Source organism: Pseudarthrobacter sp. CCNWLW217 (assembly GCF_037203985.1).
Classification (GTDB): Bacteria; Actinomycetota; Actinomycetes; order Actinomycetales; family Micrococcaceae; genus Arthrobacter.
The window spans coordinates 20,717-32,938 of the sequence record NZ_JBBCBT010000017.1 but is presented as its reverse complement, the minus strand read 5'-3'; the positions used below and the strand labels follow the sequence as shown (position 1 = coordinate 32,938).

The following is a 12,222-nucleotide window of genomic DNA, read 5'->3' as shown; positions in this document are numbered from 1 at the left end:
TGGCCTGCTTAGGCCCGGGTTCCCGCCGTGCGGGGGCGTGGGGAGCTGGCGGCGAGTTCAGCTGCCTGGCCTGCCTTGGTGGTGATTTCCTCCCAGCGTCGGCCGGTTACCGCGTCCTTGGTGGCGATCCAGGATCCGCCGCAGGCTGCCACGGATGGCTGGGCCAACCACGCTGAGACGGTGTCTGCGGTGATCCCGCCGGTGGGCATGAACGACACGTCCGGGTAGGGGGCGCTGAGGGCCTTGACCAGGGGTATGCCGCCGATGGCCTCGGCCGGGAAGAGCTTGAGTAAACGCAGCCCCAGGGACCGCGCCGCCTCGATTTCTGACGGCGAGGTGACGCCTGGGATGATCGGGATCGAGCGTTGTCTGGCCCGCTCCACGACCGAGGCGTTGAGCCCAGGGGAGACGATGAAGTGTGCACCGGCGTCTGCTGCTGCATCGACGTCGTCTTCGGACAGAATGGTTCCGGCCCCGACCAGCAGTCCTGGAACGTTGTCCACCATGCGGGCGATGGCGTCGGCCGCAACGGGGGTTCTGAAGGTGATCTCCGCGACGGGAAGGCCCGCGTCGACAAGCGTCTTGCCCAGCGGAATTGCGTCGTCGGCATATTCGATTTCAATGACTGGCACTATCGCGAGCTCGCGAAGTCTCTGGAGCAGGTCTTCGGCGTTCATGCCGGTTGCCTTCTTTCGTTCTGCGGGACGTTGGCTGTCCGGGCGGGGGTGATGTGGTACGCCTGTCCGAGTGACGGGAGCGTCCACTGCACGTCGCCGGCCAGGTGCGTGAACTCCTGTGCCGCCTCGCCGGGGTCTACTGTGTTGAAGTCAAAGAGGCCGAAGTGGTGCCCGACGACGGCCGGGATGTCCGCCGCCGCGCACAGTTCGAGGGCTTCATTCACCGTGAAGTTCCCCGGCACCCCGTTCTGAAGCCGGTGGCTGTCCCTACCGTTGATGGGGAGCAGCGCAAGGTCGACCCGCATGTTGCGGAGGAGTTCTGCCTGGCCCTGGTAGGGGACGCAGTCACCAGAGTGGTATATCTTCACGCCTGCGATGTCGATGATGTAGCCCAGGAAAACGGAATCCCCGTTGATGTCGGTTTCCAGATCTTCGTGGGCTGCCGGGACGACGGTGACGCTGATGTCGCTGGCTAGTTCCACGCTGCTGCCGGCTGTGACCGGAATCAACAGCTCGACGGGGATGTGCCGGTCCATGGCCACCTGGGTTCGTGCCCTGGGGGCAAGGAAGAAAGGACGGTTCCTCGTCTGCAGTGCCCGGACGGTCTCCGGATCCAAATGGTCAGTATGGGCGTGGCTGTGAAGAACAGCCTGTATGCCCACCATCTGTTCCGGGTCCACAGGGACTGGATGAAGGCGAGTGTGCGGGAAGACGGTCCCCGCGTATTTAGTGGCGAGACTGTCCGAGAGATAGGGATCAATGAGTATCCGGCGTCCGTCGTGTTCCAGAGCAAATCCGGCCTGACCCAACCACCAGAACCTGACGTCCCCCGATGGAGCGGCGGCAGCGGTGAGATAGTCTGCCCCCGGTCCGTCGGGAATTAGACGGACCATAGGGAACGTCGCAGGGTCACCATCCGCTTCGGAGGGAACGGTCGGTTCGTCCACGTCGATCACGCGGCCATCGGAGGCTGCCGCGTGTGCGACGGTGACACGGTGGCGCTGTTCCCCGGAGAAGTTTGCCACAAAGCCGTGACACGCCGTTGTGTGCGATTGAACATTTTCGTGCCTTTCTGGTGTCCAGTAAGCGGTCGCCGTTGCCATTGGCTTGCTCTTGATCACACAGTAGCAAGAATTTTCCAACAAGAAAATAGTTTGGGAAGAAAATTCCCAACAGATGTAAGCTGGGGGCCATGTGTGGAATCGTGGGATATGTCGGAAGCGTCAACCAAGACCAGGGCAATATCGAAAATCGTGCCCTGAACGTCGTCCTCGGTGGCTTGAGCCGCGTTGAATACAGGGGGTACGACTCGGCGGGCGTGGCCGTGCTCGCTGACCGCGGGATCAGCTCCCGAAAGAAAGCTGGAAAGTTAGCGAATCTTGAAAACCTTCTCCGCTCCAACCCGCTGCCCCCCGCGCAGGTAGCCATTGGCCATACGCGGTGGGCCACGCACGGGGCGCCGACGGACGCGAACGCCCATCCGCACCTTGCTGATGATGGCCGATTGGCAGTCATTCACAACGGGATCATCGAAAATTCCGGCCCGTTGCGGAGCCGCTTGACGGCCCGTGGCCACGTGTTTCTCTCGGAGACCGACACCGAAGTCGCAGCTGCGCTACTGGCTGATGTCTACCTCACCCTGGGTGGAGATCAGGCTGGCGGTGATGCTCTGGCGGCAGCCATGCGCCGTACCTGCGCGGAGCTGGAGGGGTCCTTCACGCTTCTTGCGGTACATAGCAACCATCCCGGACTCATCGTCGCGGCGCGGAGGAATTCCCCGCTCGTGGTTGGCCGGGGTGAACGCGAAAATTTTCTCGGATCGGATGTGTCGGCATTCATAGACTCAACCCGCCGCGCCATTGAGCTCGGGCAGGATCAGGTTGTCAGCCTCACGGCTGACGAAGTGACCATCACTGATTTCCACGGCAAACGCGCTGCCGGCAAGGAATTCGTCGTCGACTGGGACGCCAGCTCGGCCACGAAGGATGGCCATTCCTCGTTCATGGCGAAGGAGATCCAAGAGCAGCCAGAAGCGGTCCGCCGCACTCTCCGGGAGAGGATAGGAGCAGACGGGACCCTGTCTCTGGGCCAGCTTGGAATCAGTGACGCAGCTCTGGCCGGCGTCCGGAAGATCATCGTCGTGGCCTGCGGTACGGCCTCCTATGCCGGGCAGATTGCGAAATACGCCATAGAGCGCTGGTCCAGGATTCCGGTTGAAGTCGACTTTGCCCACGAGTTCCGTTACCGCTGTCCGATGCTTGATGACAGGACGCTGGTGATAGCCATATCGCAGTCCGGCGAGACGATGGACACGCTGATGGCCGTGCGGTACGCCCTTGAACAAGGAGCCAAGGTGCTCGCCATCTGCAACACCGTGGGAGCGACTATTCCGCGTGAATCCGACGGTGTGTTGTACACGCATGCAGGTCCTGAGGTGGCCGTGGCCTCCACTAAGGCGTTCCTTACCCAGGTGACAGCCGCGCTCCTGCTCGCTCTCTACCTTGCCCAGTTGCGGGGGACCGGGGACCCGCTGGAAATTTCCGGGGCAATCCTCGAACTAGGAGGCATGCCGGAAAAGATCCAACGGGCACTGGCGGCGGAGGAACAGATCGCCGCGCTCGCCGAATCGCTAGCCGATGCGACGGCGGTACTCTTCATCGGTAGGCATGTCGGGCACCCGGTGGCCATGGAGGGGGCCCTGAAGCTGAAGGAGCTGGCGTACATTCACGCCGAAGGCTTTGCAGCCGGCGAGCTTAAGCATGGTCCGATTGCCCTCATCGAGCCCGGACAGCCGGTCGTCGTCATTGTGCCCTCACCCGTGAGTAGCCGGACGCTTCACGCGAAGATGATGTCGACGATCCAGGAGATCAAGGCGCGCGGCGGTCGCGTCATCGGCGTCTGTGAAGAAGGGGACGCAGTGACGGGGGCCTGGGCGGATGTGGTGGTGGCCGTGCCGGCATCAAATCCGCTTCTGGCGCCACTACTAACTACCATCCCGCTGCAAATTTTTGCTGCCAGGCTGGCGGACGCGAAGGGGCTGGACATTGACCAGCCTCGGAACCTTGCCAAGTCAGTCACCGTAGAATAGCCGCGATGGCCATAGGTAGAACTTTCTGCCGAAACTATGGTCATGACGGGAAATTCCTGCTACTTTGATGCTGTTACCAATGACGGTAATGCCACTGCAGCACCAACTGATCCCGGCCGCATAGATCCTGCCGCCAGAGCGCCTGCAGTGCACATTCAGAGAGGGCCCACCATGTTTCAACGGAGAAACCGCTACCGGGGGAGCGCGGCAGTAGCCGTGCTTGCCTGCCTTGTAGCACTGACCACGGCCTGCGGTCCCGCCCCGGCCAGCCAGACGTCACAGGCAGACTCCGAGGCGTCAGCGGCGTTCACGGCAAAAGTCACCGCCGACGTCGCAGCTGCAACCGCACCGCAGACCACCACGACCAACCCCGTCCCAGCCAGCGCATCGCTCTCCAACGGGCCCAAGAAGATCGTGATCATTCCTTGTTCCATGGCCGTGGAAGGGTGCGCGCGGCCGGCCCGTTCAACGCAGGAAGCCTCGCGGCTGCTTGGCTGGGACGCGAGCATCGACGACCCCGCGAGCGACAGCACCAAGATCTCCGCGGCCATCCAGCGGGCAGTCTCCCGGAAAGTCGATGCCATCGCGTTGACGTCCATCGACGCCGCTGCAGTTCAGGGTGACATCAAGTCGGCCAGGGATGCAGGCATCGCCGTCACCTGCAACATGTGCGGCAACAAGGATGACCTTTACCAGTCGCTGATTCCAGCTCTGGACGCAAACAACAAAGCAGGATACCTCTTGGGGGAGTTCGCGTTCCTTGAAGCGCGCAAGCGTTTCAATTCAGCACCGAAATTCATCGTCCTGACCGATCCGGAATTCGACACCGTGAAGGCGCGCGTGAGCGGCCTCAAACAGTTCATTGAGGACTGCAAGGCTGCCGGAGCAGGTTGCGAGCAGGTAGCCGAGAGCTCGTTCCTGGCAGGTGAAATCAGCACCGTCGCGCCAGGGCGCGTTGCCCAGTTGGCCCGCAGCAACCCGCGCTACAACGTGCTGTTCGCAGGATTCGACGCGGCCATGCTGTTCTTCTCCCAGGGGCTACAGCAGGCAGGGCTGGCTGATTCCAAGAAAGCTTTCGGAATTTCGGTGGACGCCGACGTGGCCAATACCGAGATGATCCGCAAGGGGGGTTTCCAGGCCGCGTCCATCGGATTCGCCTTCGGCCGTGCAGGTTACGGCCAGGTGGACAATCTCAACAGGATCTTCAGTGGCCAGAAGCCGCAGGACCAGGGCATCACCGGCAAGCTCGTTACAGCGGAGAACGCCCCGGCTTCCGGCGGCTGGGACGGAGACTTCGACGGAGTCGCCCTTTACAAGGGACTGTGGAAGGTCGGCTGACGTGAACACCGCCGATTCGCCCCGCACTGTCCTGACGGTGCGGGGCCTGTCCAAGACCTTCGTCGGACAAAAGGCTCTCGATACGGTGGCCCTGGAGCTGCGCGCGGGGGAAGTACACGCGCTCCTGGGCCAGAACGGCTGCGGAAAGTCGACGCTTATCAAATGCCTTGCAGGGTTCCATCATCCCGACGAAGGCGCAGAAATGACCCTCGACGGCGTTCCCGTCACGTTGCCTTTCGAGCCCGCCCAAGCGGCGGCAATGGGTCTGGTGTTCGTGCATCAGGACCTTGGACTCATTCCGAACCTGTCCATCACCGAGAACTTCGAAGCCTCAAGGAGCTACGGATCGGGGTTGTTTTCGAGGATCCGCTGGTCGCGAATGCGGGAAAACACCGTTGCGGAACTCGCCCGCTTGGGGCACGCCGACCTCGACCCCAACACCCCCGTGGGGCGCTTGCCGATCGCGCAACAGACCATCGTGGCGATAGCCAGGGCGCTCAGCTCAGCCGGTGAAGGGGCCAAGGTTCTGGTGCTGGATGAGCCCACGGCTGCTTTGCCCGACTCGGAAGCTGCGCTGCTCTTCGCCGCCGTCCGGAAAGTGGTTGAAAGCGGCGTGGCTGTGCTCTATGTGACCCATAAACTCGAAGAGCTGGCCTCGTTCGCGGACCGGGCCACGGTCCTGCGGGATGGCCGGAATATTGAAACCATCGGCATCGCTGACACGGATCGTAAGAGCCTTGTCCGCCTGATCGTGGGGCGGGACGTCGAGGCTTTGCCCCTCGCCCGTGAGCTGGGGGTGCCAGGACGTGAGCTCATGGACGTCCGGGGACTAACCGGAAAACGCCTGAAGGATGTCTCATTCACGATCCGTGCCGGCGAAATCATCGGCGTCGCCGGCATGCTCGGATCCGGCCGGAGTGAACTCGCCCGCATACTCTTTGGCGCCCAGGAACCCGTCCGTGGCACCATCACAGTCAAAGGCAGTGAATGCCGGTTCCGGACGCCGAGGGACGCGGTGGCGCGGAAGATCGCACTCATCCCAGAGAACCGTCGTCGGGACGGCGGAGTGCTGGACATGAGCGTCGGGGAGAACCTCACCATTACGTCCATCGACCGGTTTTGGCGGCGAGTCAGGCTCTCAACCGGAACGGAACGAAAGTGGATAGCTCAAAAGATCGGCGAGTACGACGTCAGACCGGCGTCCTCCCAAAGGCTTTTCAAGGTGCTGTCCGGGGGAAACCAGCAAAAAGTGGTCATCGCCAAATGGCTGGAAACCAGTCCCGACATTGTCATCTTCGACGAACCCGTCCAAGGTGTGGACATCGGCGCCCGCGCGGAGATATTCGACCTCATCAACCGCGCGGCTGAACGGGGCGCCGCGGTCGTGCTGATCTCTTCCGAGATCGAACAGATGATTGCCCTCAGTCATCGGATCCTCATTCTCCGGCATGGACGCATCGTTGCCGAGGAATCAACCGCCGGCCTTACCGCCGGCAAGGTCACGCAGTCGATGTACTTCGACGGCGAACGAACTAAGGAAACAACGTCATGACCTCGACCCTCGACCCGTCATCTGCCCCATCAACAGCCCGTGAGCCTAGAAAAACCGGATTTCGCATCCTGCGAAGGCGGCAAAATGAGGCGCTGCCATTGTTCTTCGCCCGGATAGCGCTGCCGCTGCTCCTGATGCTCCTGATTATCGTTTTCTCCCTTGCGGCCCCCGACACCTTTGCAACGGTGGACAACCTCAAAACAGTGCTGAACCTGCAGGCGGTACTGACAATCCTTGCAATCGGGCTGCTCCTTCCGCTGATCGTCGGAGAACTTGATCTCTCCGTGGCTGCCAACTTGGGCCTCGGACTGATCCTGGTGACAGGCCTGACTTCACAGCAGGGCATGCCGGCGGTCCCCGCCATGATCACCGCCATTGCGGCCTGCACCGCTGTTGGACTAATCAACGGCCTGCTGGTCAGCAAGGTGGGGATCAACTCCTTCATCGTCACTATTGGCATGAGCACCATCCTCACCGGACTTATCGGCGCCTACACGCTCGGGAACGTCTTCTACGAGAACATCCCCGAGGAGCTAACCGGGCTCGGGCAAGGCAACCTGCTCGGCATTCCCTTGCCCGTGGTCGTCGCGGCAGCCATAGGGCTGATTGTCTGGTACATACTGTCCCAGACGCCCGCCGGGCGCTTTCTGTACGCAATTGGCGGGTCGAGGGATGCCGCGCGCCTCTCCGGGATCGCCGTACCGCGGTTCACCATTGGAGCGTTCGCTGGGGCGGGGGCCCTGGCCGGAATCGCCGGTGTGATCCAGGCAGGAATCCTCGGAAGCGGCAGCCCAACGGTGGGCCCCCCCATGCTGCTTCCTGCCTATGCCGCAGTTTTCCTGGGCGCCACCGCGTTCCTCCCGGGTACTTTTAACGTGTGGGGCACCATCGTCGCCGTCATAACGCTCCAGGTCGGCACCACAGGGCTGGCACTCATCGGAGCGCCGTTCTGGATTGAGCCGTTGTTCACCGGAACGGCCCTCATTGCCGCAGTCGCCGCAACCAGATTCCTGCGCGGCGAAGCCACCTAGGCGCTGCATCAAGACCTGAATAAGCCACCACAACAACAAGAAGGCGAAACACGTGAACATCAATCTTGAAGGAAAGAAAGCGCTGGTCACAGGGTCCAGTCAGGGAATCGGGCTCGCGATTGCCAAGGGCCTCGCGGCGGCGGGTGCCACCGTGACCATCACAGGACGCAATCCGGAACGGGTGGAGAAAGCCGCCCAGACGGTTAACAATCTCAACCTTCCAGGGACCCTGATACCACTGGCTGTTGACCTCTGCTCGGACGAGGGAACCGCCCAACTCTTCGAGGCTCTTCCCGCCGTGGACATCCTGATCAATAACCTGGGCATTTTTGAGCCCAAGTCGTTCTTCGACATCGACGACGACGAATGGATCCGATATTTCGAAGTCAACGTCCTCACGGGAATCAAGACTGCCCGCCAGTATCTTCCGGGGATGATGAAGTGCGGCTGGGGTCGAGTCGTATTCATCTCGAGCGAATCTGCACTGCAAATTCCGCCAGAAATGATGCACTACGGAGCAACAAAGACTATGCAGCTGGGAATCTCACGTGGGCTGGCGGAACTGACCGCCGGGACTGGAGTTACCGTCAACTCAGTGCTTCCAGGACCGACCTTCTCCGAGGGCGTATCCGACTTCGTTGTGAAGATGGGCGGTGACTCCCAGCTCTCCGCCCAGGAACAGACCGACGACTTCGTCAGGGAGCACCGACCGACCTCGCTGCTCCAGCGCGCAGCGACAACAGACGAAGTCGCCAACTTGGTCGTCTATCTCAGTTCCCCGCAAGCGTCGGCGACCGTTGGCGCCGCCGTTTCCGTGGATGGCGGCACCCGCCGAGCAATCTTCTAAGAAGCACCCCAGGAGTTCACGGCTCAAGCGGAGGAGGGGCGCGGGAGGGGCGGGCACGGGCGTGCCCACCCCTCTTTGCACATACGCCGCAATTGAGCGCTGGGTTAAGCCGCCCCCGTGGGATCAGCATCTTGCTTGGGCAGAACCGCCGCTCCAAGCACGGAACTGTCGCCGCCTCTTCTGGCGGAACCCGCACCGGTCTGGCCCCTCACGGGGTGCCGAACGGGCGCTCCTCAAGTCGACGCTGTAATTCTGCTGCGTCGCGCACCGGAGTTCCGGTGACAGCCCGGGAGCCCAGCCGACGTGTTCAACCGGCAGCACGTCATGGAGCTCGTGCACGCATCCGAAGTGGCCACTGCCGACCACGAGGACGAGAAATGTCAGCATGTCCAAATTCATGCCCCCGCGGCTAATTCCCATTGGAGAACCCGTCTATGGGGAGCAGGAGATCGAGCGTCCACACAGTGGCTTCGCCGAATATTTCGCTATGTCGGATTGACTGGAAGAGGAAGAGTGAACGTGACACGTATTGGCATTGTGGCCGAGTTGGGTCGCGAGACGAGGGTGGCGGCGACCCCTGTCACCGTGGGGAAGTTGTTGGAGTTGGGCTACGAGGTTGTGGTCGAGAAGGGTGCGGGGGAGGCTGCGTCGTTCCGTGATGCCGCCTACGAGGCAGCGGGCGCAATGATTGTGGGCGCCGACGAGGCGTGGGGCAGCGACGTGGTTTTGCGGATCAATCCGCCCACTGAGGAGGAGATCGGCCGCCTGGCCGACGGTTCCACACTGATCGGCTCATTGAGTCCGGGTTTGCGTCCGGAGCTGGTGGAGGCACTGGCGGCGCGGCCCATCACGGCGCTGGCGTTGGATGCCGTGCCACGGATCTCGCGGGCGCAGTCGATGGACGTGCTCAGTTCAATGGCGAACATTGCCGGCTACCGCGCCGTGATCGAGGCAGCCCACGAATTCGGCCGGTTTTTCACCGGCCAGGTGACCGCGGCGGGCAAGGTCCCGCCGGCCAAGGTCCTCGTGGCCGGTGCCGGGGTCGCAGGCCTGGCCGCGATCGGTGCTGCGTCCAGCCTGGGTGCGATCGTGCGTGCGACCGACCCGCGGCCCGAGGTGGCCGATCAGGTGAAGTCCATCGGCGGGACCTACCTCAAGGTGGAGGTCGAGGAGGAGATGAAGTCCGCCGACGGGTACGCCAAAGCCACGTCAGAGGCGTACAACGCCCGTGCTGCGGAGATCTACACCGAGCAGGCCCGGGACGTGGACATCATCATCACCACGGCCCTGATTCCGGGGCGTCCTGCGCCGAGGCTGTTGACCGCAGAGGATGTGGCCGGCATGAAGTCGGGCAGCGTGATCGTTGACATGGCTGCCGGGCAGGGCGGGAACGTGGAAGGCTCGGTCGCCGGGGAACGGGTGGTGACGGAAAACGGTGTGGTGATCCTCGGATACACCGACCTTCCGGCCCGGTTGCCGGCCCAGGCCTCCCAGTTGTACGGGACGAACATGCTGAACCTGCTCAAGCTCCTGACGAAGGAGAAGGACGGCCAGCTGCGAATCGACTTCGACGACGTCGTGCAGCGCTCAGTGACCGTGGTGCGCAACGGGGAGAAGACCTGGCCGCCGCCGCCGGTCCAGGTCTCGGCCGCGCCGGTGGTGAAGGCCGACGCCGGGACTGCCGCCGACGGCACGGCGCCGAAGAAGAAGGCCGGCCTCAGCCCGGCCGGTAAGGCCGGGCTCTTTGCCGCGGGCATCGCAGCGTTGTTTGTGGTCAATACGGTTGCGCCGGCGCCGCTGCCGCAGCATTTTACTGTGCTGATGCTCTCGGTCGTGGTGGGCTTCTATGTCATCGGGAAAGTGCACCATGCCCTCCACACCCCGCTGATGTCGGTCACCAACGCCATCTCAGGGATTATCGTCGTCGGTGCACTGCTGCAGGTGACCTCCGAGAACCCTGTCATGCAGGTTCTCGCTGCGGTCGCGGTCCTGCTGGCCAGTATCAACATCTTCGGCGGCTTCGCTGTTACCCGGCGGATGCTCGCGATGTTCTCCCGCGGTGACAAGGCACGTTCATGAGCGCCGTACCCGAAGCCGCAGCAGGAATTTTAACGAGGAGCTTTACTGTGTCTGACACCGTCTCCGGTCCGTTGACCGCCGACTCCATCGCGGGGGCGGCCTACATCGTCGCGGCCCTGCTGTTCATCCTCAGCCTTGCCGGGCTGAGCAAACACGAAAAAGCCCGGGCAGGAGTCATCTATGGCATTTCCGGGATGGTCATCGCCCTGGCGGCCACCGTCTGGCTGACCCTGCAGGGCGCCTGGGGCACCGGCCATGGCCTGAGGGGATTGGTCCTGCTCCTGGCTGCGGTGCTGGTCGGCGGGGCCGTCGGGCTGTGGCGCGCACGCGTGGTGGAGATGACGGGCATGCCCGAACTTATCGCGCTGCTGCACAGCTTCGTTGGTCTCGCCGCCGTGCTCGTGGGCTGGAACGGGCACCTCGAAGCCCCCGCGCTGTCCCCGGATCTGATGGCTGTCCATCATGCCGAGGTGTTCATCGGCGTGTTCATCGGCGCGGTGACCTTCACCGGTTCCATCGTGGCGTTCCTGAAACTCTCGGCCCGGATGAAGTCCTCACCGCTGATGCTGCCGGGGAAGAACGCGATCAACGTCGGCGCCCTCGCCGCGTTCGTTGCCCTGACGGCCTGGTACGTCAACGACTCCCAGCTCTGGCTCCTCTTACTGGTCACCCTCCTCGCCCTCGGGCTGGGCTGGCACCTGGTGGCCTCCATCGGCGGCGGCGACATGCCCGTGGTCGTCTCCATGCTCAACAGCTACTCCGGCTGGGCCGCCGCTGCGGCGGGTTTCCTGCTGAACAATGACCTGCTCATCATCACCGGCGCACTGGTGGGCTCCTCCGGCGCCTACCTGTCCTACATCATGTGCAAGGCCATGAACCGGTCCTTTATCTCCGTGATCGCCGGCGGCTTCGGCATCGCCGCCCCCACCCGCGGGGACGATGCCGAGTACGGCGAGCACCGCGAAATCACCGCGCAGGCCACTGCCGAAATGCTGACCAACGCTTCCAGCGTGGTTATCACCCCCGGTTACGGCATGGCCGTCGCCCAGGCCCAGTACCCCGTGGCCGAACTCGCGCACCAGCTCCGCGAACGCGGCGTTAACGTCAGGTTCGGCATCCACCCCGTCGCCGGGCGCCTGCCCGGGCACATGAACGTGCTCCTCGCCGAGGCAAAGGTCCCGTATGACATCGTCCTGGAAATGGACGAAATCAACGAAGACCTCGGTGACACCTCGGTGGTCCTTGTCATCGGCGCAAACGACACCGTCAACCCCGCCGCGGCCGAGGACCCGTCCAGCCCCATTGCCGGGATGCCTGTTCTGCGGGTGTGGGAAGCCGAGAATGTCGTGGTGTTCAAAAGGTCCATGGCCGCAGGCTACGCCGGCGTCCAGAACCCGCTGTTCTTCCGCGACAACTCCCAAATGCTCTTCGGCGATGCTAAACAACGCGTCGAAGACATCCTCAAAGCGTTCTAAGCGAACGGAGGACGGAGGCGACGGGACGTCGTGTCCGATGACGGGTTTTCGCCTCCCCGCAAGACCACAGCACGAATACGATGGCCGTCGCGACGATCCGGGAGAGGTACCAGCTCCCGGATCACTCGCGCCGGA

9 protein-coding genes are annotated in these 12,222 nt (G+C 62.9%); 7 read left to right on the top strand and 2 right to left on the bottom strand.

All coding sequences use genetic code 11. The features are described from left to right. Positions 1-8 precede the first annotated feature (8 nt). Positions 9-677 carry a bifunctional 4-hydroxy-2-oxoglutarate aldolase/2-dehydro-3-deoxy-phosphogluconate aldolase gene (eda, locus tag V9L18_RS17725; RefSeq protein WP_337348476.1) on the bottom strand — a complete coding sequence of 223 codons (669 nt, stop codon included), beginning with the start codon at positions 675-677 and terminating at the stop codon, positions 9-11. Then, positions 674-1,702 carry an MBL fold metallo-hydrolase gene (locus V9L18_RS17720; RefSeq protein ID WP_337348475.1) on the bottom strand — a complete coding sequence of 343 codons (1,029 nt, stop codon included), beginning with the start codon at positions 1,700-1,702 and terminating at the stop codon, positions 674-676. Before V9L18_RS17720 ends, eda begins: the two co-directional genes overlap by 4 nt. A gap of 167 nt (positions 1,703-1,869) precedes the next feature. Between V9L18_RS17720 and glmS the strand changes: the two genes are divergently transcribed. The 7 genes from glmS to pntB all read left to right on the top strand — a co-directional run bounded on the left by glmS (position 1,870) and on the right by pntB (position 12,087). Beyond that, positions 1,870-3,765, top strand: a complete 1,896-nt coding sequence (glmS, locus tag V9L18_RS17715; protein WP_337348474.1) for a glutamine--fructose-6-phosphate transaminase (isomerizing) — start codon at positions 1,870-1,872, stop codon at positions 3,763-3,765. A 171-nt stretch (positions 3,766-3,936) separates the two neighbouring features. Then, positions 3,937-5,103 (top strand): sugar ABC transporter substrate-binding protein, encoded by a 1,167-nt coding sequence (locus tag V9L18_RS17710; protein WP_141140296.1) that lies wholly within the window; start codon positions 3,937-3,939, stop codon positions 5,101-5,103. 1 nt (position 5,104) lies between these two features. Then, complete coding sequence (locus V9L18_RS17705; protein WP_337348473.1) at positions 5,105-6,655, top strand: sugar ABC transporter ATP-binding protein; 1,551 nt, start codon at positions 5,105-5,107, stop codon at positions 6,653-6,655. Beyond that, positions 6,652-7,686 (top strand): ABC transporter permease, encoded by a 1,035-nt coding sequence (locus V9L18_RS17700; RefSeq protein ID WP_337348472.1) that lies wholly within the window; start codon positions 6,652-6,654, stop codon positions 7,684-7,686. Before V9L18_RS17705 ends, V9L18_RS17700 begins: the two co-directional genes overlap by 4 nt. A 52-nt stretch (positions 7,687-7,738) precedes the next feature. Further along, positions 7,739-8,533, top strand: coding sequence for an SDR family NAD(P)-dependent oxidoreductase (locus tag V9L18_RS17695; protein ID WP_141140299.1), 795 nt, complete (start codon positions 7,739-7,741; stop codon positions 8,531-8,533). A gap of 519 nt (positions 8,534-9,052) precedes the next feature. Continuing rightward, positions 9,053-10,612, top strand: coding sequence for a Re/Si-specific NAD(P)(+) transhydrogenase subunit alpha (locus V9L18_RS17690; RefSeq protein WP_337348471.1), 1,560 nt, complete (start codon positions 9,053-9,055; stop codon positions 10,610-10,612). Beyond that, the gene (pntB, locus tag V9L18_RS17685; protein ID WP_337348470.1) at positions 10,609-12,087 is read left to right on the top strand and encodes a Re/Si-specific NAD(P)(+) transhydrogenase subunit beta; all 1,479 of its coding nucleotides are present in this window, start codon (positions 10,609-10,611) and stop codon (positions 12,085-12,087) included. The genes V9L18_RS17690 and pntB overlap by 4 nt, the downstream gene beginning before the upstream one ends. Positions 12,088-12,222 lie beyond the last annotated feature (135 nt).